This is a genomic window from Kitasatospora sp. NPDC001261 (assembly GCF_042896795.1).
Taxonomy (GTDB): Bacteria; Actinomycetota; Actinomycetes; order Streptomycetales; family Streptomycetaceae; genus Kitasatospora.
In genome coordinates, this window is record NZ_JBIAXP010000019.1 from 73,299 (window position 1) to 98,578 (window position 25,280).

A 25,280-nucleotide genomic window follows, 5' to 3' on the forward strand; every position below is an offset into this window, starting at 1 on the left:
TGCAGGGCTGTTACGGCCGGGCGAGGCGGAGGGCTTCGCGCAGCCGTCCCTGCGAGGCCGTGAGCAGGCGCGCGGCGGTGGGGGCGTCCACGTCCGCGAGCAGGGAGAGGATGGCGTCCTTGACCCGGCCGCCGGTCGCGCTCAGGGCGCGGTCGACCGCGGTCCCGTCGGCGCCGGTCGCCTCGGCGACGATCCGTCGGGCGCGGTCGCGCAGCTTGTCGTTGGTGGCGCGGAGGTCGACCATCAGATTTCCGTACGTCCGGCCGAGCCGGACCATCACGGCCGTGGACAGCAGGTTGAGCACCAGCTTCTGCGCCGTGCCCGCCTTGAGCCGGGTCGATCCGGCCAGCACCTCGGGGCCGACCTCCACCTCGATGCCCAGCTCGGCCGCGGCCGCGAGCGCCGAGCCGCGGTTGCACGCCAGCCCGACGGTCAGCGCCCCCGCCGCGCGTGCGGCGCGGACGGCGGCCAGCGGGTAGGGCGTACGGCCGGAGGCGGAGACGCCCACCAGGGTGTCGGCGGGGGTGAGGGCGAGTGCGGCCACATCGGCCTCGGCGAGGTCGGTGCGGTCCTCGGCGCCCTCGGCCGCCGCCGTGACGGCCGGGCGCCCGCCCGCGATCAGGCCGACGACCAGCGCCGGATCGGTGCCGAAGGTCGGCGGGCACTCGACGGCGTCCAGCACGCCGAGCCGCCCGGCCGTCCCGGCGCCCGCGTAGACCAGCCGGCCACCACGCGCCATCCGGGCGGCCACGGCGTTGACCACGGCGGCGATCCGCTCCAACTCCCCGGCGACGGCCTCGGGCACCGTACGGTCCTCGGCGTTCATCAGCCGGAGCAGCTCGACCGTGGGCAACTCGTCGATCGCGGCCCACTCGGGGCGGATGGTCTCGGTCGCGGGAACGGTGTCACGACTCATGCGCCCGCCTCGCTTCGCGCGGCCGTGGCATTCGCCTGGGCACATCGTCCGATGATTCGCTCGTTCATGCGGCCAGCCTCCCCGGGTGCGGGGTGCCCGAATCCGGGCAAGCGTGGATGGCGGGCATGAGGGGGCCGGCGCGAGGCGATGGCGGTCTGGCCCTCGCTGCGGCCGTACTTCGACGAGCGGGTGCCGGCGGAGGCCCGGACGCTCGGGCTGCCGGGTGAACCGGCCGCACTGGGGGCGCTGGTCGGGCCGGCGGACCAGGCCCGGTTGGCGGCGGCGCTGACCAGGGCGAGTCTGGCGCACGTGGGCGCCGGCTGAGGGGCGGGTCGTCCGGAGAGTGGGTGGGGGTCAGGCCATCCAGAAGAAGACCGCCGTCATCCGCCGCTCGGCCAGGTCGGTGCCGTAGTAGCCGGTGGCGCTGTGGATCAGGTTGGCGTGGTAGAGGAGCAGCTGGTTGTAGCGGTTGGGGACGCGGACGTCCTCGGTGAAGTGGTCGCCGGGAACATGGCGGGTGCCGAGTGCCTCGACCAGGTTGTTGTGCGGGGCGTTGACCAGGTTGCCGCCGAGGCGGCCGCCGGGGAACTGCTGGCGGTAGAAGCTGGTGCCGGCGTCCTTCGGGGCGCCGGGGCTGAGGTAGAGGACGGCGGCGTAGCGGCAGAGCGCGCGGGAGTCGGTGTGGGGGCGGGATTCCGATTCCCCGGCGCCGACGACCTGGACGCAGTTGTGGTTGAGCGTGCCGCCGCCCGGGGTGCTCTGCACCCAGAGCCGGGAGGCGCCGGTGGCCTTGCGGACCAGCGACTCGACCCGGGCCAGTTCCCCGGGGTCCAGGCCCGGCATGGTGCGCAGCCCTGGCCAGGTCTCGGGGCGGTGCGGGTAGCCCTCGGTCCAGTCCCCGCGGGCCAGACAGCGCTCCCGGACGGCGTCCGGGTCGGGCAGCACGTTGTCCAGGACCCAGTAGTCCCGGCCCCGGGTGGGCTTGCGGTAGGGCAGGACCGGCAGGGCGGTGGGCCTGATGGGCTGTGAGGGCATGGGCCGACGATAGAGGCGGCCATCGCCAACCTTCTGCCGTGAGCAGGTCAACCTTTCGTCAAGGGTGCTCCGGCCCGGACACGTGGTTCAGCCCCTGGTCGGAGGCCGGGCCCGCGGCCTAGGCCTCCCGTACGGCGAAGCTCCCGAGGGCGCCCTCCAGACGGTCGTAGGCCCGGACTGCCGAGGGGCGGACGGCGGTGGCGATCGCCGCCTGCTCCTCGCCCGCCAGGGTGCGGCGGAACACCTCGGCGAACACCGCGCGGTCGACGGCGGCGAGCAGCGCGGCGGCGACGCGGCACTCGAAGCCGACGGGTCTCTCGTGCACCGCCTCGGCCAGCGCCTCGGCGAGCGCCGTCTCGCCCTGCTCGTGCAGCTCGCGCAGCCGGGCGCCCAGGGCGGGGCTGTCGAAGACGGTGCGGGCGAACTCCGGGCCGGAGAAGCCGAGCCGGGCGTCGTGCCGGTCGAGCCCGGCGAGGCAGTCGCGGCGCAGCGCGGCGAGCGCGGACTCGCCCGGCGCGCGCCCCGCGACGGTCGCGGCGAGCCGGACGACGAGCTCCTCGTGCAGGTCGAAGAAGAGGTCCTCCTTGCGCGGGAAGTGGTTGGTGACGGTCATCTTGGCGACGCCCGCGGCGGCCGCGACCTCGGCGATGGTCGTGCGGTCGAAGCCCTGTTCGATGAAGAGCCTGGTCGCGGCGTGCGAGATCGCCTCGCGGGTGCGGCGCTTGTTGAGCTCGCGCAGGCTCGGCGTGGTCGCGTTCTCGGTCATGCCGGGAGCGTAGCGCAGGTTGCTGGGTCGGGTACAGGAATTAGGCTTGACCTAATCAGTGGGTCCGGCCTAAGTTCTTCTCGGGCGGCCGGAGCGGCTGCCCGGGTGAGCGTCCGAGAGTGTGCCGAGCGAGCGTCGGGGTGCCGCACGCGGGTTCGGGGGGCGCTGGCCCGACTGCGACTAGGGGAGGGGCGCATGACGACATCCGTCGCCGCGAAGGACCAGCCGGGAGGAGTCCGGGAGGGGGCGCCGGAGCCGATTCCGGCGGGCCTGTGGAAGATGGCCTCGGTGCTCGCGCTGGGGCCGGTGCTCGCGCTGTTGGACAGCACGATCGTCAACGTCGGCATCGACTCCGTCGGCCGCGATCTGCACGGCTCGATCGCGGAGATGCAGTGGGTGGCCACGGGGTACCTGCTGGCGATCTCGCTGACCATGCCGCTCTCGGGTTGGGCCGCCGGCCGCTTCGGCGGGCGGCGGGCGTGGCTCGCCTCGGTCGTCCTGTTCGTGCTCGGATCGGCGCTGTGCGGCCTGGCCTGGTCGACGGGCAGTCTGATCGCCTTCCGGGTGCTGCAGGGGATCGGCGGCGGGATGATTCAACCGCTCGGCCAGGCGATCATCATACAAGCGGCCGGGCCGTCCAGGGTCGGGCGGGTGATGGGCACGCTGATGCTCCCGATCAGCCTGGCCCCGGTCCTGGGGCCGATCCTCGGCGGGCTGGTGCTGGAGCACTTCGACTGGCGTTGGATGTTCCTGCTGAACGTGCCGGTCGGGCTGGTGATCCTGCTGCTCGCCGCCCGCTGGCTGCCGACTGACGAGGCGTCGGACATACCGAAGCCCCGGCTGGACGTGACGGGGCTGGTGCTGCTCTCGCCCGGTCTGACCGGGCTGGTCTACGGGCTCTCGACGATCGGTGACGGCGCGACGGCCGGCTGGGTCGCGCTGGTGGTGGGCACGGTGCTGGTGGCGGTCTACGGCTGGCACGCGCTGCGGGTGGGCCGCAAGGCCGGCCGGGCGCCGCTGATCGACCTGCGGCTGTTCGCCCGGCGCGGGTTCTCCGTGGCGACGGCGAACAGCTTCCTTCAGGGCGCCGCGCTCTACAGCTCGATGTTCCTGGTGCCGCTGTACTACCAGCAGGTGAAGCACGCCGGGGCGGTGGAGGCCGGTCTGCTGCTGGCGCCGCAGGCCCTCGGTACGGCGGTCACCGCCATGCTGGCCGCCCGGATCACCGACCGCTTCGCGCCGCGTCCGCTGATCATGATCGGCATCGCCTGCTCCCTGGTCGGCACGCTCGCGTTCACCCGGCTGGGCAGCGGCTCCGAACCGGCGGCCTGGCTGATCGCCGGCTCGCTGGCGCTGCGCGGCGCGGGCATGGGGCTGATCGCGATCCCCGGCCTGGCGGCGGTGTACGGGAGCGTCGAGAAGGCCCAGGTGCCGGCGGCGGCGGGCGCGGTCAACGTGCTCAACCGGCTCGGCGGGGCGCTCGGCACGGCGGTGCTGACGCTGGCGCTCCAGCAGGCGCAGGGCGGGCACCCCGACCAGCCGGGTGCGGCCTTCGGCGAGACCTTCTGGTGGGTGCTGGCCCTGTCGGCACTCGCCATCGCCCCGGCACTGCTCTACCCGAACACCCGCCCGTCCCGCTGACCGCCGAGCGGCTTCCGACCACCCAAGCATGGAGGTACCCGTGTCCACCCGTCACCCCGGCGCTCTCCGCCTGCTCAGCGTGCACGCGCACCCCGACGACGAGTCCAGCAAGGGCGCGGCCACCCTCGCCCGGTACGCGGCCGAGGGCGTGGACGTCCTGGTCGCCACCTGCACCGGCGGCGAGCGCGGCTCGGTGCTCAACCCGGCCATGGACCGGCCCGAGGTCCGGGCCGACATCGCCCGCGTCCGCCGCGAGGAGATGGCGGCCGCCCGGGAGATCCTCGGTGTGCGCCAGCGGTTCCTCGGCTTCGTCGACTCCGGGATGCCCGGGCCGGGCGAACCGCTCCCGGAGGACTGCTTCGCGGCCCGGCCGGTGGAGCTGGCGGCGGCGCCGCTGGTCGCGCTGATCCGGGAGTTCCGCCCCCAGGTGGTCGTCACCTACGACGAGACCGGCGGGTACCCGCACCCGGACCACGTGATGACCCACCAGGTCACCGTGGCGGCCGTAGAAGCCGCCGCCGACCCGCAGCGCCACCCCGGGCAGGGCGAGCCCTGGCAGGTGTCCAAGCTCTACTACCACCTGGCGCTCTCCCGGGCCTGGTTCCAGGCGCTGCACACGGCCATGACGGAACGCGGAGTCCCCTCGGAGATGGGCGAGCTGCTGGCCGGCTGGCCCGACACCCCGCCCGCCCTGGCCACCACGACCCGGATCGCTTGCGCCGAGCAGTTCGCCGTACGGGACGCGGCGATGCTGGCGCACGCCACCCAGGTGCAGCCGGGTGTGGCCTTCATGGCCCACCCGCGGGACATCGAGCGCGAGGTCTGGCCGACGGAGGACTACCACCTCGCCCGGAGTCTGCTGCCGGAGGCCGGTGCGGCGGCCGCGGCGGGCGGGATCGAGACCGACCTGTTCGCCGGGCTCCGGGCGGAGGTGGAGGTGGAGGTGGGGGCGGGATGAGCCTCACGGTCGGCGTGGCGGCGCGGGCCGTCGTGGTGTGGGCCGTTGTGGGGCGGGTGGTCGTGGTGCTGCTCGGTGACGGGCGGGCTGCCGTCCGTTCAGCACTGGCCGTCGGCGAGCACGTAGAAGCCCGGGCCGGTCTGCTTCAGGGTGTGGGTGACGAAGGTGTTCCAGAGCCCCATGCTCTGGCCCGAGCCCAGCGCGAAGGTCAGGCCGCCGCTCTGGGTGGCACGGCCGGCCAGGACCTGGTCGTAGTTGCTGGCGGTGAAGCACTGGGGTGCGCCCCCGCCCGGGGTGGTCGCCGTCACCGCCGCCGAGCGGGCGCCGACCGTGCCCGAGCCGTCGACCGCCGCCACGGTGTAGCCGTACGTGGTGCCGGCCGCGAGTCCGGTGTCGGTGAAGGTCGTGCCGGTCGTGGTGCCGACCTGGCCGCCGTTGCGGAAGACCTGGTAGGAGGCCGCGCCGCTGACGGCCTGCCAGCCGAGGGCGATCGAACCGGCGGTCGCGCTCGCCGTCAGGCCGATCGGGGCCGGCAGCCCGGGGTCGGTGGGGCCGGAACCGCCGTCCAGCCCCCAGAACTGCGCGGTGTAGTAGCCGGAGCAGATGGTGTCGAGGAAGTAGGCGCCGGTCGCTCCGCACTGGTCGGCCCCGGAGCCCGGGTGGACGGCCAGGCCGTGGCCCATCCCGCTGATCGTGAACACGGTCACGGCGGGCTTTCCGCTCGCGTCGGCGTAGAGCTCCTGGGTGGTGCCGCCGGGGAGGCTCCGGGTGCCGGTCGATTGGCGGCCGATGCCCTGGACGTTCGTCCACTGGTCCCGCAGCTCGGTCGCGTTCACCGGCCTGACCACGGTGTCGGCCGTGCCCTGCCAGATCGCCACCCTGGGCCACGGTCCGGTGTAACCCGGGTACGCGGCCCGGACCTTGTCGCCCCACTGGGCCGGGGTGAGCCCCTGGTCGGAGTTCTGGCAGCCGGAGGCGGCGGCCTGGGTGGCGGCGCAGTGGGCGGGCAGCCCGGAGTCGATCGCCCCGCCGGCGAACACGTCGGGGTAGTCGGCCAGCAGGTCGGCGGCCATCCCGCCGCCGGCCGAGAGCCCGGTGACGAACACCCGGCGGGCGTCCGAGCCGTACAGGGACTCGGCCTTGGTGACCATCTCGACCACCGACCTGGCCTCGCCGACGCCCCGGGCGGCCTTGCCCGCGTCGAACCAACTGAAGCAGGAGAGGCTGTTGTTGACGCTGCTGGTCTGCGGGAACACCACCGCGAAGCCGTACTGGTCGGCGAACTTGGTCCAGCCCGAGCTGCGGTAGTAGTCGGTGGCGCTCTGGACGCAGCCGTGCAGCGCGACCACCAGAGGAGCGCCGCTGGGCAGCCCGGCGGGGGTGTAGGTGTACATCGCGAGGTTGCCCGGATTGGTGCCGAACCCGGTGACCTGCTGGAAGCTGCCGCTCGCGGCCGCGGCTACGGCTGCGGCTGCGGACGGCAGGGTGGAAACCGTGTCGGAGGCCGCGGCCGCGCCGGGTGCGGCGGTACCGAGCGCGAGGACGGCGGCGGTGAACAACGCCGCGGCGGTGGGGCGCAGGGGCATGGGGACTCCTGGGTGGGGGAGGAGTGGGGGCCGGTCCCGTGCAGCGTGGCGCGCCAGGAGCCCCGGTGCCATGTGGCGGTCATCCGGGGTCCGCCGCCCGGGCATGGCACGGGCCGCCATGGTCCGGCGGCCGCGGCCCCGTACCCACCGCGCGCCGTAAGGCACTTGAGGCAGGCGGCCGGACCAGGCAGGTTGATCCCATGACCACCGATGAGATCGCCGCCGAAGGCCCCCAGCCCACGAACGGCCCGGAGCGGCGCACCCGGACCCACACCTGGACGCCCGGCCCGCCGATCGCCGAGTTCACCCACCTGAGCGGAGAGGAGATCCTGCTGGAGTGGATCGCCGGGCGGATCCCGGAGCCCTCGATCTGCGGCACCATGGGCTTCCACCTGACCGAGGTGAAGCCGGGGACGGCGGTGTTCCGGGGCGAACCCGGAGACCACCTCCACAACCCGATGAACACCGTGCACGGCGGCTACCTGGCGGCCCTGCTCGACTCGGCCCTCGGCTGCGCCGTGCTGAGCAGGCTGCCGGCCGAGGTGGGCTACACCACCACCCAGCTCAACGTCCATATGCTGCGCCCGCTCTTCGCCGACTCCGGGACGCTGCGCTGTGAGGGCGTGGTGCTGCACCTGGGCCGGACGATGGCGACGGCGGAGGCCAGGGTGGTGGGCGCGGAGAACGGCAAGCTCTACGCGCACGCCACCACCACCTGCGCGATCCTGGCTCCCCGCCCGGAGGCCTGACCGAGCGGGTGGCCCGGCCGGGCGGTCGCCGTACCCGCCCCGGAAAGGGCCGGGCCCCGGCCGCTGTGGCGACCGGGGCCCGAACCTGGCAGTCGGAGCAGCCGGAGAGGTCAGAGCGGCAGGAGCCGCTCAGAGTGCCCCGAGCAGGCCGCAGAGGGCGATGAGGCCGCAGATGCCGAAGTTGACCAGCTTGTGGGACAGGAAGATCGCGGCGAACTCGCGGATGGTCGCGCTCGGCCAGTAGTAGCGGGCGGTGGGGGAGCCGAAGACGTGGCCGTTGACGCCGGTCTCGCGGGCGAGCAGGGCGGCCCGGAAGGCGTGGAAGTTGTTGGTGACCACGACGCAGCGGTAGTCGGGCTTGGCCTGTTCCATGATGGCCTTGCTGAACCGCAGGTTCTCCTCGGTGGTGCGCGAGCGGTCCTCCCGTTCGATGTGCTCGGCGGGGAAGCCGTGTTCGACCAGGTAGTCGGCCATCGCGTGGGACTCCGGCAGCTTCTCGTCCGGCCCCTGGCCGCCGGAGGTGATGAGGACCGGCGGGTTGCCGCGGGCGGCCTGCTCCTCGTACACCTCGCGGCCCCGGTTCAGCCGGCTGGCGAGCAGCGGTGGGACGCGCTCGCCGCCGATCAGTCCGGAGCCGAGCACGACCACGAAGTCCACGTCCTGGCGGGGCCGGTGGCGGCCGTAGAGGAAGGCGTAGCCGATGAAGCAGGTGAAGAGGAAGGAGACGTAGCCGATCACCAGGAGCAGGGTGCCGACCACGATGCCCAGTCGGGCCGAGCGGAGGGCGAGGGCCACGAACAGCATCAGGATGACGGCGACGATACCCAGACCGGCGAGCAGCGAGAGCAGGTTGGCCGGCCGTCTGCCCTCTTTGCGGATCATGGTCAGGCCGTTGGCGATGAGGAACCAGATCAGGGCCACCGTTCCGACGGTCGGCAGGAGGAAGATCGCCACCATCGCGATCTCCACCACCAGGGTGGGGGCTCTGCGCAGTTCGGCGAGCACGGCGAGGGAGAGCAGTGAGACGGCGATGCCGAGCAGGATGGCGTTGCTGAACTGGCGACGGTCGCGTAGTACCCCGAGTCCGAACAGGACGAAGAACAGGGCGGCTGGGGCATAGGCGATCATGCGCCGTATTCTACGGTCGCCGTAGGGTCGGGCCGTTGATCGGACCGGCCCGACCCCAGGGCTGCGGAGCGCTCAGGCGAAGCGTTCGATCGCGGCCAGGACTGCCTCCCGCATCCGCGGACTCCCCGTGTGCCCGGACTCGTCGATGACCGTGAGCCGCGCGTCCGGCCAGGCCTTGGCCAGCTGCCAGGCGGTGGCGAGAGGTCCGCCGAGGTCCAGTCGGCCGTGGATCAGCTCGCCGGGGATTCCGGCCAGCCGTCCGGCGTCGCGCAGCAGTTGGCCGTCCGGCAGGAAGGCCTGGTGCGAGAAGTAGTGGGCGGTGATCCGGGTGAAGCCCATCAGCGCCTCGGAGGGGCGGTCGGTGTACGCGTTCGGCTTGCCCAGCGACTCGTGCGAGATGACCGCGTCCTCCCAGGTGGCCCAGGCATTGGCGGCGGCCCGGCGGACGGACTCGTCGGCGCTGTTGAGCAGCCGGCTGTAGGCGGCGAGCAGTTCGGCGGTGTCCCCGTCCCGGTCGGCGGGCGGAAGGAAGTCCCGGAACTCTTCCCAGGGCCCGGGCAGGAAGCGGCCCACGCCCCGGTAGAGCCAGTCGGTCTCCTCGGGACGGGTCATGGTGACCCCGCAGATCACGATCGCGGAGACCCGTTCCGGGTGGGCCTGCGCGTACGCGAGGATCAGCGTGGAGCCCCACGAGCCGCCGTACAGCAGCCACTTGTCGATGCCGAGGTGCTCGCGCAGCCGCTCCATGTCGGCGATCAGGTGCGCCGTGGTGTTGTGCTCCAGGCTGGTCGACGGGTCGGCGGCGTGCGGCCGGCTGAGCCCGCAGCCGCGCTGGTCGAACTGGACGAGGTGGTAGCGCTCCGGGTCGAAGTACCGTCGGGCGCCCGGGCTGTGGCCGGAGCCGGGCCCGCCGTGCACCACCACGGCCGGCCTGCCGGCCGGGTCGCCGGAGGCGTTCCAGTGGATCAGCTGACCGTCGCCGACGTCCAACAGGCCTTGTGCGTAGGGTTCGTAGAGGGGGTACGGCTCGGGCATCGGTGACTCCTCCGTGGTCGTACGGGCGGGGCCCGGTGAGCCTACCCGTTGCCGGAGGCCGGGGTCCGGCCCGAGGAGGCGGCGTGGATGGAGGCCCGGGACGGGGAGGACCGGCCCCGGGCCCTGGGCTCAGCGCCGCTCCGGCGGCAGCAGGGCCGCGAGGCCGTCGAGGATCCGCTGGACGCCGAACTCGAAGCGGGCGTCCATGTTCGGCTCGGTGAGGTCGTCGGCGAGGTCGACCAGGTTGGGGAAGGTCTCGGCGGGCAGGGCGCGGAACAGGTCTCCGGCGGCGTCGGCGATGTCCCGGCGGCTGGTGCCGAGGACCTCGGAGGCCGAGATCGGCGACTGCTCCTGGAGCACGAAGCCCTGGACGAAGGCGCCGAGCAGGTAGCTGGCCATGGCGGCGTCGGCGTCGGTGAAGCCGGCCGCGCGGAGCCGGTCCAGCTGGTCCTCCATGAGTCCGAGCAGGTTGGGTCCGGGGGCGAGCCGGCCGGCGACGACCTTGGCCGCGTCCCGGGTGCCGAGCAGCAGGCGGCGGTAGCGCCAGCAGTACGCGTGGAACTGTTCGCGCCAGTCGCCCTCGCGCGGCGGGGGCTCGGCGGAGCCCATCACCGCGTCGGTGAGCAGGTCGAGGAGTTCCTGCTTGTTGCGGACGTGCCAGTACAGCGAGGCCGCCTTGACGCCGACCTCGGCGGCGACCTTGCGCATGGACAGCCCGGCCAGGCCGTCCCGTTCCAGGACGCGCAGTGCGGCCTGGGCGAGGGCCTCCCTGGTCAGGGCGGGTGTCGCGTCGTCGGTTCCGGGTGTGTCGGTGTGGTTCTGCGGCATGGCTGTGCGGACGCCTCCGGTGGTGCGGTCGATTCCCGCTTGCAATCTAACACCGTTAGGTGCACTCTGTGGCTGTCACGCCGACCCCTAACACTGTTAGGGGCTCATGATCGGAAGGGAACCCATGGAGAAGTCGAGCGCCCGCCGCAAACGGCTCGCGCTGCTCACGCTCTGCATCGCCATGTTCATGGCCATGCTGGACAACGTCGTCGTCAATGTCGCCCTGCCCCGCATCGGGCAGGAGCTGGACGCCGGGATCAGCGGTCTCCAGTGGGTCGCGGAGGGCTACAGCCTGGTCTACGCGGCACTCGTCCTGACCGGCGGCGCGCTGGGCGACCGCCACGGCCGTACCCGGATGTTCGTACTGGGGCTCGGCCTGTTCACGCTCGGCTCCGCCGTGGCCGCGCTCGCCGGAACGATCGGCGTGCTGGTCGCGGGCCGGATGGTCCAGGGGGTCGGGGCGGCGCTGCTCACCCCCGGCAGCCTGACCCTGCTGGGGCACGTGTTCACCGACGAGCGCGAGCGGGCCAAGGCGATCGGCGTGTGGTCCGGGGTGTCCGCGATCGGCCTCTCGATCGGCCCGGTGATCGGCGGCCCGCTGGTCGAACACTTCGGCTGGGCCAGCGTGTTCTGGATCAACGTGCCGATCGGCGTGGCCGGCGTCCTGCTCGCCGCCAAGGTCCTCCCGGAGATCCCGCCGCGCGCCCGGCGGATCGACTTCGGCGGGTTCGCGCTCTCGGCGGCGGGCCTCGGCCTGCTCGTCTACGCCTTGATCGAGGGCCCCGCACGAGGCTGGACCGACCCCCGGGTGACCGGCTGCGGCGCTGCCGCCGCCGTCCTGCTGGCCGCCTTCCTGCTGCTCGAACTGCGCCTGGCCGAGCCGATGCTGGAGCTGAGGCTGTTCCGGGACGGCGCGTTGAGCGGTGCGCTGCTCAGCGGGTTCATGGTGAGCTTCGGGATGTTCGGGGCGCTGTTCTTCCTGCCGCTGATGATGCAGGGCGTGCTCGGCTGGTCCCCGTCCGGCGCGGGGTACGCCGGACTGGCGATGACCGCGATGCTGGTGGTCGCCGGGCCGCTGTCCGGCCGGTTCGCCGCCCGGTACGGCCCCCGGCCGCCGATGGTGCTGGGCCTCGCGCTGTGCGCGCTCGGTCTCGGCGGGCTGTCGCTGTACGGCGACCACGCCCGCTACCCGGAGTACCTGTGGACGCTGTTCACGATGGGCTTCGGCATGGGGCTGACCTTCACCCCGGTCTCGATCGCGGTGCTCCAGCGGGTCGCCCCGGCGCAGACCGGGATGGCCTCGGCGACCGTCAACACCCTGCGCGAACTCGGCGGCGTGCTCGGGATCGCGGTGCTCGGCGCCGTCCTGACCAACCGGATGACCGACGGGCTGACCTCGGCCCTGCACCGGCTCGGCGTCCCGCCGGAGGCCGTCGGCCCGATCGCGGACGCGCCGACCAGCGCGGCCCACGGCGGTGGCGGCGCGGCCGGCGCACTGCCCGAGCCGGTGCGCCAGGCGGTGGACGGGGCCTTCGTCGACGGCATCCACCTCGCGCTGCGCTGCGGCTCGGCCGCGCTCGCCGTCACCGCGGTCCTGGTCGCCGTCCTGGTCGGCCGGGCCCGCCCGCTCGCCCCGGCGGCCTCCGGAGAGCCGCGGCCGGAGGACCTGGCCGGGGCGGGCGTCGCCTGAGCCGCCGGGACCGACCGGTGAGGTGCTGTCGGGAGGTCGCGGAAGGCCGGGAAGGTCACAGGAGGCCGCGCGAGGTCAGCGGATCCCTTCCACCGCCGCCTGCGCCGTGCGGGCCAGTTCGCGCCGGGCGCCCGCCCGGCCGGGCCGGGGCCCGGGCGGAGGTATCGGCGGCAGGAAGGTCACGTCGGCGACCAGCCCGCGGGCCGCGACCACCCGGGCGAGCGAGGTGAGCAGCCCGTCGTCCCCGATGAAGGCGGGCACGCTGGTCGGCCGTCCGTCCGCCAGCCGGTAGCGGATCGTCACCGGCTGGACGTCGGCACCCGCCTCCACCGCCGCCTGGAACAGCGCGGGCCGGAACCGGCCGCTCTCCCGCCCGCACCAGGTCGACCCCTCCGGGAAGACGATCACCGGGTGGCCGGAGCGCAGCACCTCGGCCACCGTCGCGACGGTGTCCGGCAGCGTCCGCAGCCGGTCGCGGTCCAGGAAGACGGTGCCGCCCAAGGCGATCAGCGGTCCGAGCACCGGCCACCGGCGGACCTCGGTCTTCGCCAGCGACCGGCCCGGCCGCCCGGCGGCGAGCAGCGGTATGTCCAGCCAGGACACGTGGTTGGCCACCACCAGCACCCCGCCGTCCGCGCCGGGCCCCCAGCCGTCGGGCCCGGCGAGGTGGACCGTCACCCCGAGGGTGCGCAGCACGACCCGGGCCCAGAGCCGGGCCAGCCGGTTCCGGGCGCGGTCCGGGAGCAGCCGGACCGGCGGGAGGAGCACGACCCCGGCCAGCACCGCCGCCAGACAGGCCGTCAGCCGCAGCGCCCGCCGGGGGTGGGAGACCCTCGGCGGGACGTCGGCCAGGCAGGTCTCGGGCCGGCAGGTCGCGGTGGGCAGCCAGACGCTCACGACGAGGCGCCCGAGGCGGGTCCGCCGGACAGGAAGTGCCGCAGGTAGCGCGGGTCGGTGCGCTCCAGCGACAGCAGCACGTACAGGTCGGCGCAGTCGAAGTCCGGGTCGTACGCGGGCGCGCCGCAGACCCAGGCGCCGAGCCGCAGGTAGCCGCGGAGCAGGGCCGGCAGCGCGCCCCGCTCGGCGCGCGCCACCCCGGTGGCGTCCCAGGGACGGTGCGGGGTGACCCGGTACTCCTCGGGCGCCAGGTGCTTGGCGCTGACGGTGTCCCAGACCCGGGCCGCGGTGGCGCCGCCGTCCGCCAGCTCGATCGAGCAGCAGCCGCCGACCCAGGTGTTGCCGGTGTCGGCCAGGTAGCGCGCGATGCCGCCCCACATCAGGTTGATGACGGCGCCGTTGCCCCGGTGGTCCGGGTGGATGCAGGAGCGCCCGAGCTCGACCAGGCCGGGGCGGACCGGCGCGAGCGCGGAGAGGTCGAACTCGCCGTCGGAGTACAGCCGTCCGGCCCGGCGCGCGGCCTCGGGGCGCAGCAGCCGGTAGGTGCCGACGACGGTTCCTCGCTCGCCCTCGCGGACCAGCAGGTGGTCGCAGAACTCGTCGAAGGGGTCGACGTCCAGGCCCGCGACCGGGCTGTGCAGTTCGGCGCCCAGCTCGGTGCCGAAGACCTGGTGGCGCAGCCGCTGGGCGGCGCGCACGTCGTCCTCGTCGCGGGCGAGGGAGACGGTGTACGAGGCCGGGGCGGCGGGCCGGTGGGGGCGGGGCGCGGGGACCGCCGGGGCGTCGTGGGTGGTGGTGACTGCGGACGGAGCGTACGTGGGGACGGTGGTCATGGCGGACCCTCCAGGGCAGCACGATCGGCGGTGCCGTGGATCACCAGGGCACCGTCCCGGTCCGCAGGCGGTTGGGCATGGACGCGAACCGGTCCCCGTGTTTCTCTCCGAATCGGTTGGCATTCATGTTGCGGCCCGGAGGACCGCAGATGTGCACCTGTTGAATGGCACCACCCGTGGCCCGGCGGTCATCTGCCCGGCACCGGGCGCTCGTTCGCGGGGGGTGGACAACACGCACCACGGGGGCGTACGGCCGCACCGCACGCCCCCGTTGTCGCGACCCCGCGGTCGTCACGCGGCTGCTGTCACGCCGCTGTCGTCACGATCGCGCCGTCACGCCGCTCGCGTCACGTCGCCGTCGTGACGATCCGACGTGCCGCTGTCGTGAGGAGAGCGGCGCGCCGCTCAGAACGCCCGCCAGCCCTCCGGGTCGACCCCGCCCGGGACGGCGCCGGCCGGGCCGTACGGCTCGCGGGTGTAGACGAAGGAGCCGACGTCGAGGTGGCTGACCGTGCCGTCGGGGTGGCGGACCACCCGCAGGGTCTCGCCCGCGTAGTAGTTCTCCACACCGGTCCAGGTGCCGTCCGGCTCGGGCCGGAAGCGCGAGCCCCGGCCCCGGCCGGTGAGCGGGGCGAGCTCCAGCACCCGCCCGGGCCGCAGCCGCAGGGCGGCCGGCGCTGCGCCCCAGTACCAGGGACCGGTGAGCTCCAGCAGCTCCGCGTCCACCTCGGCGAGCGGGCGCCACGGTTCGGGCAGCCGGGGCTCCAGGTCGGCGGTGAGCGCGATCAACTCGGCGGCCAGCGACGGGGCGCTGGCGCCGTTGGTGGCGTTGGAGAGGGCGTACGCGGCCAGGCCGTCGGTCTCGCTGATCCACAGGCCCGCGGTGAAGCCGGGCATCGAGCCGGTGTGCCCGTACAGCAGCCGGCCCTCGTCGCGGCGCAGTTGCAGGCCGAGGCCGTAGCAGCTGGTCCACTCGGCGTCGTCCGGGGCGACGGCCGGGCGGCGCATCTCGGCGACGGTGTCGGCGGACAGCACCTTGTCGTCGCCGGCCGTCAGGAAGGCCGCCCAGCGGGCCAGGTCGGCGATGGTGGACCAGAGTTGGCCGGCCGGCGCCATCAGCCCGGTGTCGGTGAGCGGCTCGGGCAGCATGACGTCGGCCCAGGGGTGGACGGCGAAGCCCCCGGCGTGCGGGTGCTCGGGCAGCAGCGTGGTGCGGTCCATGCCGAGCGGGGCCAGCACCTCGCGGCGCAGCACCTCGCCCCAGGGCTCGCCGCGCAGCTTCGTGACCAGGGCGCCGAGCAGCGCGTAGCCGGGGTTGGAGTAGTGGTGCACCCGCCCGGCGGGGTGCTTCAGCGGCCGGTCGGCCTCCAGGACGTCGTCGAGGCCGGGCCGCAGCGAGCCCTCGGTCCGCTCCCACCACGGGCCGGGGGTCTCGGCGGTCAGGCCGGAGGAGTGCGCGAGCAGTTGGGCGACGGTCGCGTCGTCGGCGGGGGTGCCGGGCAGGTGGCGGGAGAGCGGGTCGGCGAGGTCGAGCAGGCCCTCGTCGCGCAGCCGCATCACCAGCACGGCGACGAAGGTCTTGGTGAGCGAGCCGATCCGGTACTGGACGTCCGGGGTCGGCGCGTGCCCGTCGACCATGCTGCGGGCGCCGCTCCACACCGGCCGCCCGTCGCGCAGCACTCCGGCGACCATCGAGGGCGTGCGCCCCTCGGCCTGGGCGACGGCGAGCCGGTGCAGCAGGGCTCGGCGGGTGGCGGGCAGCAGCTCGGAGGGGAGGTCGGTCATGTGGGCTTCTGGACTCATCGACATGTGCACGGACAGTAGTCCAGCCCGGCCGCGACGCCGACCCAATAATCCCGCGCACGGGCCCCATAACCCCGCGCCCGGGCCCGGTGACCGGATCAGGCCGGGCCCGGTGACCGGATCAGGCCGGGCCCGGTGAACCGGATCAGCCCGGCAGCGGCGGCAGTTCCGGCCGCTCCAGCCAGGCCTCGAAGAGTGGGCCGAGCGGGGCGGCGGTGTACCGGGCGGCGTGCGCGCGCAGGTCGGCGGTGGCGACCACGCTGTGCCGGTTGGCGCCTGTCCAGTCCCGCAGCATCGCGAAGAACGCGTCGTCGCCGAGCGCCCGCCGCAGCGCGTGCACCACCAGCCCGCCGCGCTGGTACAGCCGGTCGTCGAACATCAGCCTGCGGCCCGGGTCGCCGAGCGTCAGGTCCTGCGGCAGTCCGGCCAGCAGCCGGTGCGCGGCGGCGGCGTGCACGGCCGCGCCCGGGCCGCCGGCGTGCTCGGACCAGAGCCACTCCGCGTACTTGGCGAAGCCCTCGTTGAGCCAGATGTGCCGCCAGTCGGCGATGGTGACGCTGTTGCCGAACCACTGGTGGGCCAGCTCGTGGGCGATCAGCCGCTCGCGTTCCCAGCCGCCGCCGAGGTGGTTGGTGCCGAAGGTGGCGACGCCCTGCGCCTCCACCGGGACGTCCAGCTCCTCGTCTGCGACGACCGCCGCGTACTCGCCGAACGGGTACGGGCCGAAGACCTCGCCGAAGTACGCCGCCATCTCCGGCTGCCGGGCGAAGTCCCGGGCGAAGGCGGCGGCCAGCCGCTCCGGCACGTAGCCGGTCTGCGGCACCGCCGGGCGCACCGCCAGCGGCACCGGCCGGTAGTGCCCGATCGACACCGTCACCAGGTACGTCGGGGTCGGCGCGCTCTGCTCGTACACCCAGGTGGTGCTGGACGCCCGGGTGGTGCGGGTCAGCAGCCGGCCGCTCGCCACCACTGTGAACGGGGACGGCGTGGTGAGCGCCAGCTGGTAGGTCGCCTTGTCGGCGGGGCGGTCGTTGCACGGGAACCAGGACGGCGCGCCGACCGGCTGGCTCGCCACCAGCGCGCCCTCGGTCAGCTCCTCCCAGCCCAGGCCGCCCCACGGGCTGCGCACCGGGCGCGGGTTGCCCGCGTAGTGCACCTCGACGGTGAACGCCGCGCCCGGCGCGAGCGCCCTGGCGGGGCGGATCCGCAGCTTGCCGCCGCGGTGGGTGTAGCGGGCGGCCTTGCCGTCGACCAGCACCCGGCCGATCCGGAACTCGGCCAGGTCGAGCGCGAACTCGGCCAGCGCCGCGTCCGCGACCGCGCTCAGCCGGGCCGAGCCGGCCAGCCGGTTGGGCCCGGGCCGGTAGTCCAGCGCCAGCTCGTAGCGGTGCACCCGGTAGCGGTGGTCGCCGCTGTTCGGGAAGTACGGGTCCGGGGCGCCGGCGGCCGCCGGGACGTGCTTGGGCTTCACGGGGACGTGCGCTTCCTGCGGGCCGGGACGGGGGGACGGGGAGGTGGTCACGGCGTGCTCTGCCACGCCTCGATCGGGTTGCCCAGCCACCGCGTGTCGGCGGGGACGGACTCGGCGCGCATCACCAGCGAGGCCGGGCCCAGCGTGCTGCGCGCGCCCACCGTGCTGCCGGGCAGCACGATGCCGCCCGGGCCCAGGGTGGCGCCCTCGCGGAGGACCACAGTATCCATCCGCATGATCCGGTCGTGGAAGAGGTGCGTCTGCACCACGCAGCCCCGGTTGATGGTGACCCCGTCGCCGAGGGTGACCAGGTCCGCCTCCGGCAGCCAGTAGCTCTCGCACCAGACCCCGTGCCCGACGTGCGCGCCGATCGAGCGCAGCCACAGGTTCAGCACCGGGGTGCCCGGCACCGCGCCGACCAGCCACGGCACCGCCAGCATCTCCACGAAGGTGTCCGCCAGCTCGTTGCGCCACACGAAGCCGCTCCACAGCGGGTGCTCCACCGCCCGGAACCGTCCGACCAGCAGCCACTTGGCGGCGGCCGAGACCAGGCAGGCCAGCGCGCCGGCCGCCAGCAGCACCAGGCCCGACAGCAGCGCGGCGGTCAGCGGCGAGCCGGCCGCCAGCCAGGACAGCGCCGCCGCGGTCAGCAGGCCCAGCGCCGCCGAGGCCAGCACCGGCACCAGCCGGGCCACCTCGACCAGGCCGCGCGCCCACAGCAGCCGGGCCGGCGGCTCGTAGGTCAGGCTCTGGTCGGCCAGGTCCGCCGAGCGCGGCAGCCGCATCGGCGGCATGCCCAGGTACGAGCCGCCCTTCTTCGCCTTCGCGGGTGTCGCCGACAGCACGCCCACCAGGCCGCGCTTGGGCACCGAGCGGCCCGGCGCGGTCATCCCCGAGTTGCCGAGGAACGCCCGCTCGCCGACCTTCGCCTCGCCGAGCCGCACCCAGCCGCCGCCGAGTTCGTACGGGGCGATCAGGGTGTCGTCGGCCAGGAACGCGCCGTCGCCGACCGTGGTCAGGCTGGGCAGCGCCAGCACCGTGGACACCTCCGCGCCCCGGCCGACCCGCATCCCGAGGGTGCGCAGCCACAGCGGCGTGACCAGCCCGGCGTAGAGCGGGAACAGCACCTCGCGGGCCCGGTCCATCAGCTGGGTGACGGTCCACGCCTGCCAGCCCACCCGGCCGTGCAGCGGGTGCGTCCCGGGCACCAGGCCGGCGCTCAGCAGCCGGACCAGCACCACCAGCTGCGTCGCGTACACCGCGCCGAACGCCAGCGTGGCGGGCAGTAGGCCGAGCAGCGCGCCGCCGAGCGCCGGGCCGAGCGCCGCGCCCTGGTCGACGAACCGGGACAGCACGGCCAGCGCGGCGAGCGCCGGCAGCGCCGGGAGCAGGCCGAGCACGGCACCGCTGGCGCCGTACAGCGAGGCCCAGCGGGCCCGGCGGGCGGGGCGCTCCTTGGGCCAGGCGCGTTCGGTGCGGCCCAGCTTGACGGCGGGCGCGCCGCCCCAGCGCTGGCCGGTCGGCACCTGCCCGGTGACGCTGGAGCCGGCCGCCACCTGGGCGCGCTTGCCGACCCGGGCGCCGGGCAGCAGCGTCGACCGGGTGCCGACCACGGCACCGGAGCCGATCTTGACCTGGCCGATCAGCAGCCGGTCGCCGTCCAGCCAGTAGCCGCACAGGTCCACCTCGGCCTCGACCGCGCAGCCGCGGCCCAGCTTCAGCATCCCGGTGACCGGCGGCAGCGAGTGCAGGTCCACCTCGGGCCCGACCTTGGCGCCCAGCGCCCGGGCGTAGCGCGTCAGCCAGGCGCCGGACAGCGAGTCCGCGCCGCTCAGCTCGGCCAGCCGCTCGGCGGTCCACAGCCGCAGGTGGACGGAGCCGCCGCGCGGGTGGCTGCCCGGGCGCACCCCGCGCAGCAGCAGCCGGGCGCCGCCCGCCGCGATGGCCAGCCGGCCCGCCGGGGTGTACAGCGCGAGCGCGCCCGCGCCGACCCACCACCAGGAGGCGGTCGGCGCCCACGGGTAGTCGCCGAGGTGGGTCAGCAGGTTCCCGGCGGCCAGCAGGGCGACCGTCCAGCGCAGGCCGACGACGGTGAACAGCGGAACCAGCAGGAGCAGCTGGAGCAGCTTGGCCCTGGTCGGCACCAGGGCGACGGTACGGGCCTCGGCGCTCTCGCCGGCGGAGCGCTCCAGGTGCCGGGCGAGCTTGCGCAGCGTCGGGTGCTGGTAGATGTCCAGCACGGCCGCGCTCGGGTAGCGGGTGCGCAGCAGGGTGGTCAGCCGGGCGGCGGCCAGGCTGCCGCCGCCGATCGCGAAGAAGTCGTCGCGCGGGCCGCCGACCCGCACGCCGAGGATCTCCGACCACTGCTCGGCCAGCCAGGCCTCGGTGCCGTACAGCTCCTCGCCGGGGCCCGCGTTCTCCAGCTCGGGCAGCGGCCAGGGCAGGGCGGCCCGGTCGACCTTGCCGGAGGTCCGGGTGGGCAGGGCCTCGACGGTCGCCAGCAGCGGCACGAGGGCGGCGGGCAGCTCGGCGCGCAGCCGCTCGACGGCCTGCTCGCGGTCGAAGCCGTCCTGGACCACCAGATAGCCGACCAGCAGCTGGTTGCCGCCGCGCGCGGTCCGGACGGCGGCCGCCGCGCCCGCCACGCCGGGCAGGGCCTGCAGGGCCGCGTCGACCTCGCCGAGCTCGATCCGGCGGCCGCCCAGCTTGATCTGCTCGTCGGTGCGGCCGAGGAACAGCAGGCCGGCCGGGTCCGCCTGGACCAGGTCGCCGCTGCGGTAGGCGCGCTCCCAGCCCAGCGAGGGCAGCGGCGCGTACTTCTCGGCGTCCTTCTCCGGGTCGAGGTAGCGGGCCAGGCCCACCCCGCCGATCACCAGCTGACCGGTGCCGCCGGGGGCGACCGGCAGGCCGGCCTCGTCCACCACGGCGAGGTCCCAGCCGTCCAGCGGCAGGCCGATCCGCACCGGGCCCTCGCCGGTCAGCAGGGCGGCGCAGGCGACCACGGTGGCCTCGGTGGGGCCGTAGGTGTTCCACAGCTCGCGGCCCTCGGTGACCAGGCGCTGCACCAGCTCGGGCGGGCAGGCCTCGCCGCCGAAGATCAGCAGCCGCACCTCGTTGAGGGCCTCGGCCGGCCACAGCGCGGCCAGGGTCGGGACGGTGGAGACCACGGTGATCTCCTGCTCGGCCAGCCACGGGCCGAGGTCGGCGCCGCTGCGCACCTGGGAGCGGGGGACCGGCACCAGGCAGGCGCCGTGCCGCCAGGCCAGCCACATCTCCTCGCAGGAGGCGTCGAAGGCCACCGAGAGGCCGGCCATCACCCGGTCGCCGGGGCCGATCGGCTCCTCCTGGAGGAAGAGCGCGGCCTCGGCGTCCACGAAGGCGGCGGCGTTGTGGTGGGTGACGGCCACGCCCTTCGGCTTGCCGGTCGACCCGGAGGTGAAGATGATCCAGGCGTCGTCGGCGGGGGTGGGGCGGCGCTCCAGGGCGGGAGCGCGTTCGCCGGTGGTCGCCAGGCCGCGCCCGGCGCCGAGCACGGCGGCGACGGCGGCCTCGCCGAAGACCAGCTCGGCGCGCTCGTCCGGGTCCTCGGCGTCCACCGGGACGTAGGCGGCCCCGGCGGCGAGCACCGCGAGGATCGAGACGTACAGGTCGTTGGTGCCGGAGGGCACGCGCACGCCGACCCGGTCGCCCGGGCCGATCCCGGCGGTGGCCAGCCGGCGGCGCAGCTGCTCGACCTCGGCGGCCAGCGCGCGGTAGCTGAGCACGGTGCGCCCGTCGTCCAGGGCGGGCTCGTCGGGGTGGGCGGACACGGTGGCGTCCAGCACGTCGACCAGGGTGCGCGGGGCGGCGGCCGGGCGGCCGGGGAACAGGGCGAGGGCCGGCTCGGCCCGCGGCACCGGCGCCTGGGCGGGTTCGGCGTGGGGCGTGGACCCCTGGACGGGGTCGGCGTGGGGCGTCGGATCCTGCGGTGGCGTGGGGTACTGCTCCGGGTGGCTCGGTTCAGCTGTCATGGCAGCCGTGCGCTCCTCGTCCTCGCCCCGTTCCGACCGATGCCCGGCCCCTGGGGCGGTGGGGGCACCGCCTGATCGGGTGACCCCACTCCGGGGCCGGAGCGGACAACCCGACCGATGGTAGCCCCGGCGCGGCGACCCGGCAGGAGCGGACACACGGCCCAACTGGCGTCGGAGTGGCCGAATCTGACGCTTCATCAGTCAATAACTGAGCCCCGTTGGAACCCATGTGACGAGGTGTCAGTGGAATTGACGGATCGTCAGGTCGATTCTTCGACCGTGATCCACGCCACAGCGAATGCTGCTCCCTTCGGGTGGCGGGCCGTCGGCGGGCCGGGTTTCGCGCTCCGGTCCCCTCGGTCCGGCCCCGGCCCCGGCCCGCCGTACGGCCCGGCGGTCAGCGGAACCGGTGCAGGTTCTCGCCGAGGAAGGCCTCCAGGGTGCGCGGAGCGCGTCCGGCGAGGCGGAGGAAGGTGTCGTCCGGTGTCTCCTTGCGGACCACCGCGAGCTGCTGGATCTCCACCACGTGGGTGGCCAGCCAGTCCGGCATCCCGGCCCGCCCGACCAGGTGGGCGTGCAGCTCGGACGGGCCCAGGTCGAGGTAGCGGACCGGCCGGCCGAGCAGCTCGCCCAGCAATGCGGTGAGCTCCGGGTAGCTGTAGGCCCGCCCGCCGGTGAGCGGATAGGTGCCACCGGCGAGCTCGGGGCGGGTGAGCACCTCGGCCGCCGCGTCCCCGATGTCCCGGGCGTCCACGTAGTTGCAGCGCGCCTGTCCCAGCGCGCCGTGCACCACTCCGGCGGCGGCGATGCCGGGCGCCAGGAGCAGCAGCTTCTGCATGAACGCGTACGGCCGCAGGACGGTGGTGGTGATGCCGGAGGAGCGCAGCCGCTCCTCGATCAGGTGGTGGCCGCGGGAGACCGCGACGGGGGAGTCCGGCTCGGCGGCGGGCGCGGAGACCTTGACGATGTGCTCCACGCCGCAGTCGACCGCCGCCTCGATCGCGTTCAGCTCGTACCGGACCTGCTGTGGGCCGTTGGCCATGGTGAGGAAGAGCTGGTGCGCGCCGTGGAAGGCCGCGCGCAGGGAGGCCGGGTCGGCGGCGTCCGCCGGGAGGGTGGCCGTGCGGGCGAGGGTGCGCTCGTCGAGTGCGGCGGCCAGTCGGGCGGGCTCGCGGCTGAGGGCGCGGCTCGGTGCGCCGAGGGCGGCGAGGCTGCGGAGGGTGGCGCCGCCGGTGGCGCCACCGGCGCCCATGATGACGATCATGACGTCTGCCTTTCGGGGAGGGGTGCGGTGGGGAGTCGGTGCTGTGCCGTGCGGGCCGGGCGGCTGCCGCGCCAGTGCCAGGTGGTGATGGTGGCGGCGATCGCCGAGGAGACCGGCAGGTCGACCGGGAGTCGGTGCGGCCACGGGCTGTCGGCCAGCCGGGGGACCTGCGGCAGCCAGTGGGCGGCGGCGAGGCCGACGGCCAGGCCGAGCGCGGCTCCGGCCAGGCCGAGTGCGGCGGCCGCGAGGGCGCGCGGGGTCCGGGCGGGCCGGGCGCGGACGGGGCGGCGGCGCAGCGCGGCGCCGAGTGCGGCGGCCACCAGGGCGGAGGTGCCGCCGATGGTGGTGAGCGCGGCGGCCACCAGCTGGGGCTGGCCGGTGACGGCTCCACCGGCCCCGGCCATGGCGGCGGGCATGGCGTAGGCGAGCAGGACCTCGCGCCACAGGAGGAAGGGCGGGGGAGCGCCGGGGGCCTTCTTGCTCATCGGAGCGGATGTCCTTTCGTTGGTAGTTAGGTGCCTAAGTATTGTGCTTAGGTACCTAACTATTGGGGCTGAGAGGAGGCGGGCCGCCGAACGGCGGCCCGCCTGGGTGCGGATCAGTCCTCGGTGAGCGCGTCCATGCCCGCGACCACCCGGCCCAGCAGGTCCAGGAAGGTGGCGCGCTCCTCGGTGGAGAGCCCCCCGACCAGCGCCTGCATCCGGGCGAAGTGCTCGGGCGCCAGCTCCCGCAGCCGGTCGGCGCCCCGCGCGGTGAGGATCACCACGTTGCCGCGGCCGTCCTCGGTGGACGGCCGGCGGGCCACCAGGCCCTCCCGCTCCAGGCCGTCGACCAGGCCGGTCACCGTCGCCCGGGAGACGCCGAGACTCGCCGCGAGCTGGGAGGGCGACTTCTCGCCGCCGTGGTCCTCCAGGTCCGCCAGCAGTCGGTAGCGGCCGGTGGAGAGGCCGAAGCGGCCGAAGTGCACCTCGCCGGCCTGGTTGATCCGGGCGCCCGCCGCCATCAGCCGGGTCGCGACCAGAATCGCCTGCGGATCGGCCGAGAGGCCGTAGCGGGCGATCTGGCGGCGCGCCTGGTCGAGGCTGGGGGCGGTGGGACCGCCTTCGGAGTACTGGGTCACGAGAAGTAATATGGCGCCTAACCTGATTTCGCGTCAAGCGGGACCATGGGCTTGTGCCTAGGCGGCACGCGGAGCGATCCGCGGCGGCGTCCAGTCGGCGTGCCGCAGGACGGTCCGGACCATCGCGCCGGGCGGGGTGAGCCGGATCGCGGCGTTGCGCAGGCCGACCGCCAGGGGGTGGGCCAGCTGCTGGCCCATCCGGCCGGCCCGGCGGGCGTCCCGGGCCACGGTCTGGCTGCGCGGACGGCGGGCCGCGTCGTACCGGGCGAGCGCGCCCTCGACCGTCCGGGCCTCGGCGAGCGCCGCCGCCAGGGTCACCGCGTCCTCCAGGGCCTGGCAGGCGCCCTGGCCGAGATGGGGCGTCATGGCGTGCGCCGCGTCGCCGAGCAGTGCGACCCGCCCCGAGACGTAGGAGGGCAGCGGGGTGGTCAGCTCGTTGATGTCGTGGTGCAGCACCGCCTCCGGCCGGGTCGCGGCCAGCAGCGAGGGGATCGGCTCGTGCCAGGGCGCGAAGCGGCGGCGGACCTCGGCCAGCGGGTCCCGGTAGCGGACCCCGGCCGGGGCGTTCAGGACCGCGTGCCACTCGGCGGTGCCGTCCGGGAAGGCGATGTGGCCGAACTCGGCGCCGTGCCCCCAGGTGATCTCGAAGTCGGCCCTCAGCCCGTCGACCGGGCGCTCGGTGATCGCCCGGAGCACCGTCGAGCCGCTGTAGACCGGCCCGGGGTGGTCGGGGAAGAGGCGGCGCCGGAGCCGGCTGTTGATGCCGTCGGCCGCGACCAGGAGGTCGGCCTCCAGGACGTCGGCCTTCGGGCGGTCGGCGTGCTGGGGGCCGGCGTGCCGGGGGTCGGTCTGCCGGGGGTTGGCCTGCTGGGTGTCGGTCGCCGGGATGGTGCCGCCGAACCCGGCCCGGACCCGGAACGGCCGGGTGGTGTCCAGCTCGGTCACCTCGGCGCCGACGACCAGGGACTCGGCGGGCAGCGCCTCGCGCAGGATGCGGTGCAGAGCAGCGCGGGGGATCCCGACGATCGGGGCGCCCAGCTCGCGTTCCAGCGCCGCACCGTCCATCGCGGCGAGCCGGCGGCCGTCCGGCGTCCGGGTGCCGCCGGTGTACTGGCGGCGGGCGGCAGCCTCGACCGCCTCGCCGACCCCCAGGGCGGCGAGCGCGCGCATCCCGTTGGCGGCCAGCGAGATGCCGGCGCCCGCATCGTCCAGGACGGCCGCCCGCTCGACCACGGTCACGTCCCACCCCGCCAGTCGGAGCCCGATCGCGGCCGCCAGTCCGCCGATGCCGCCCCCGACCACCACCGCGCTGCTGCTGCTCATGCCCGGTCCTTCCCGTGTTGCCGCGCTGATTTCTACATCTGTAGAAGGAGCGTACTACGGGGCTGTCGGCAGGTGGACGGGGGTGGGGGCGGGTCCGCCGGGGTCCGCCGGGGTCCGCCGGGGTCCGCCAGGGTCCGCCGGGGTCCGCCAGGGCGGTTCGGGGTGGTGGGGTGGCGGTCGGCGGTCGGCTCGGACCGAGGTGGTGCGCGCCGGGTGCCGCGGCCCCG

21 protein-coding genes are annotated in these 25,280 nt (G+C 74.8%); 5 read left to right on the plus strand and 16 right to left on the minus strand.

Going from position 1 to position 25,280, the window contains the following annotated elements; all coding sequences use genetic code 11:
• Positions 1-10 precede the first annotated feature (10 nt).
• Entirely contained in the window at positions 11-916 is a 906-nt protein-coding gene (gene murQ, locus ACFY4B_RS25105) for an N-acetylmuramic acid 6-phosphate etherase (RefSeq protein ID WP_387971142.1), read from the minus strand.
• A 147-nt stretch (positions 917-1,063) separates the two neighbouring features.
• On the opposite strand from murQ, the gene ACFY4B_RS25110 reads away from it, so the two are divergent.
• Entirely contained in the window at positions 1,064-1,240 is a 177-nt protein-coding gene (locus ACFY4B_RS25110) for a hypothetical protein (RefSeq protein ID WP_387971145.1), read from the plus strand.
• A 30-nt stretch (positions 1,241-1,270) separates the two neighbouring features.
• On the opposite strand, the gene ACFY4B_RS25115 is transcribed toward ACFY4B_RS25110, so the two are convergent.
• Complete coding sequence (locus tag ACFY4B_RS25115) at positions 1,271-1,951, minus strand: DUF6445 family protein (RefSeq protein ID WP_117486534.1); 681 nt, start codon at positions 1,949-1,951, stop codon at positions 1,271-1,273.
• 118 nt (positions 1,952-2,069) lie between these two features.
• Positions 2,070-2,717 carry a TetR/AcrR family transcriptional regulator gene (locus ACFY4B_RS25120; protein ID WP_074003609.1) on the minus strand — a complete coding sequence of 216 codons (648 nt, stop codon included), beginning with the start codon at positions 2,715-2,717 and terminating at the stop codon, positions 2,070-2,072.
• 195 nt (positions 2,718-2,912) lie between these two features.
• Between ACFY4B_RS25120 and ACFY4B_RS25125 the strand changes: the two genes are divergently transcribed.
• Positions 2,913-4,358, plus strand: coding sequence for an MDR family MFS transporter (locus ACFY4B_RS25125; RefSeq protein ID WP_107086515.1), 1,446 nt, complete (start codon positions 2,913-2,915; stop codon positions 4,356-4,358).
• A 28-nt stretch (positions 4,359-4,386) separates the two neighbouring features.
• The gene (gene mca, locus ACFY4B_RS25130; RefSeq protein WP_387971149.1) at positions 4,387-5,316 is read left to right on the plus strand and encodes a mycothiol conjugate amidase Mca; all 930 of its coding nucleotides are present in this window, start codon (positions 4,387-4,389) and stop codon (positions 5,314-5,316) included.
• Between the two features lie 98 nt (positions 5,317-5,414).
• On the opposite strand, the gene ACFY4B_RS25135 is transcribed toward mca, so the two are convergent.
• Positions 5,415-6,902 carry a PHB depolymerase family esterase gene (locus tag ACFY4B_RS25135; RefSeq protein WP_387971152.1) on the minus strand — a complete coding sequence of 496 codons (1,488 nt, stop codon included), beginning with the start codon at positions 6,900-6,902 and terminating at the stop codon, positions 5,415-5,417.
• 200 nt (positions 6,903-7,102) lie between these two features.
• Here ACFY4B_RS25135 and ACFY4B_RS25140 point away from each other — a divergent pair, with 200 nt between their 5' ends.
• Positions 7,103-7,651 (plus strand): PaaI family thioesterase, encoded by a 549-nt coding sequence (locus ACFY4B_RS25140; protein WP_387971155.1) that lies wholly within the window; start codon positions 7,103-7,105, stop codon positions 7,649-7,651.
• A 129-nt stretch (positions 7,652-7,780) separates the two neighbouring features.
• Here ACFY4B_RS25140 and ACFY4B_RS25145 read toward each other — a convergent pair whose 3' ends face one another.
• The 3 genes from ACFY4B_RS25145 to ACFY4B_RS25155 form a co-directional block, all read right to left on the minus strand.
• The gene (locus tag ACFY4B_RS25145) at positions 7,781-8,779 is read right to left on the minus strand and encodes a YdcF family protein (protein WP_387971158.1); all 999 of its coding nucleotides are present in this window, start codon (positions 8,777-8,779) and stop codon (positions 7,781-7,783) included.
• Between the two features lie 72 nt (positions 8,780-8,851).
• Entirely contained in the window at positions 8,852-9,814 is a 963-nt protein-coding gene (gene pip, locus ACFY4B_RS25150; protein WP_387824369.1) for a prolyl aminopeptidase, read from the minus strand.
• Between the two features lie 129 nt (positions 9,815-9,943).
• Complete coding sequence (locus tag ACFY4B_RS25155) at positions 9,944-10,642, minus strand: TetR/AcrR family transcriptional regulator (protein WP_074003603.1); 699 nt, start codon at positions 10,640-10,642, stop codon at positions 9,944-9,946.
• 124 nt (positions 10,643-10,766) lie between these two features.
• On the opposite strand from ACFY4B_RS25155, the gene ACFY4B_RS25160 reads away from it, so the two are divergent.
• Positions 10,767-12,332: an MFS transporter gene (locus ACFY4B_RS25160; protein WP_387971161.1), complete on the plus strand. Its 1,566-nt coding sequence runs from the start codon at positions 10,767-10,769 to the stop codon at positions 12,330-12,332.
• A gap of 75 nt (positions 12,333-12,407) precedes the next feature.
• On the opposite strand, the gene ACFY4B_RS25165 is transcribed toward ACFY4B_RS25160, so the two are convergent.
• The 9 genes from ACFY4B_RS25165 to ACFY4B_RS25205 form a co-directional block, all read right to left on the minus strand.
• A complete protein-coding gene (locus ACFY4B_RS25165) occupies positions 12,408-13,229 on the minus strand; it encodes a 1-acyl-sn-glycerol-3-phosphate acyltransferase (RefSeq protein WP_117486526.1) in 822 nt (273 codons plus the stop codon).
• The gene (locus ACFY4B_RS25170; protein ID WP_387824381.1) at positions 13,226-14,062 is read right to left on the minus strand and encodes a GNAT family N-acetyltransferase; all 837 of its coding nucleotides are present in this window, start codon (positions 14,060-14,062) and stop codon (positions 13,226-13,228) included. The genes ACFY4B_RS25165 and ACFY4B_RS25170 overlap by 4 nt, the downstream gene beginning before the upstream one ends.
• 405 nt (positions 14,063-14,467) lie before the next feature.
• Positions 14,468-15,847, minus strand: coding sequence for a serine hydrolase domain-containing protein (locus tag ACFY4B_RS25175; protein ID WP_387971164.1), 1,380 nt, complete (start codon positions 15,845-15,847; stop codon positions 14,468-14,470).
• A gap of 163 nt (positions 15,848-16,010) precedes the next feature.
• Positions 16,011-17,336, minus strand: coding sequence for a M1 family metallopeptidase (locus tag ACFY4B_RS25180; protein ID WP_387971167.1), 1,326 nt, complete (start codon positions 17,334-17,336; stop codon positions 16,011-16,013).
• Positions 17,337-17,383: 47 nt separating this feature from the next.
• A complete protein-coding gene (locus ACFY4B_RS25185; protein ID WP_387971170.1) occupies positions 17,384-21,346 on the minus strand; it encodes a Pls/PosA family non-ribosomal peptide synthetase in 3,963 nt (1,320 codons plus the stop codon).
• Positions 21,347-21,743: 397 nt separating this feature from the next.
• Entirely contained in the window at positions 21,744-22,610 is an 867-nt protein-coding gene (locus tag ACFY4B_RS25190) for an NmrA family NAD(P)-binding protein (protein WP_387971172.1), read from the minus strand.
• Positions 22,607-23,095 (minus strand): hypothetical protein, encoded by a 489-nt coding sequence (locus ACFY4B_RS25195; RefSeq protein WP_387971175.1) that lies wholly within the window; start codon positions 23,093-23,095, stop codon positions 22,607-22,609. The genes ACFY4B_RS25190 and ACFY4B_RS25195 overlap by 4 nt, the downstream gene beginning before the upstream one ends.
• Before the next feature lie 113 nt (positions 23,096-23,208).
• Complete coding sequence (locus ACFY4B_RS25200) at positions 23,209-23,730, minus strand: MarR family winged helix-turn-helix transcriptional regulator (protein WP_375874967.1); 522 nt, start codon at positions 23,728-23,730, stop codon at positions 23,209-23,211.
• A 57-nt stretch (positions 23,731-23,787) separates the two neighbouring features.
• Positions 23,788-25,053: an FAD-dependent monooxygenase gene (locus tag ACFY4B_RS25205; RefSeq protein ID WP_387971178.1), complete on the minus strand. Its 1,266-nt coding sequence runs from the start codon at positions 25,051-25,053 to the stop codon at positions 23,788-23,790.
• Between the last annotated feature and the right edge of the window lie 227 nt (positions 25,054-25,280).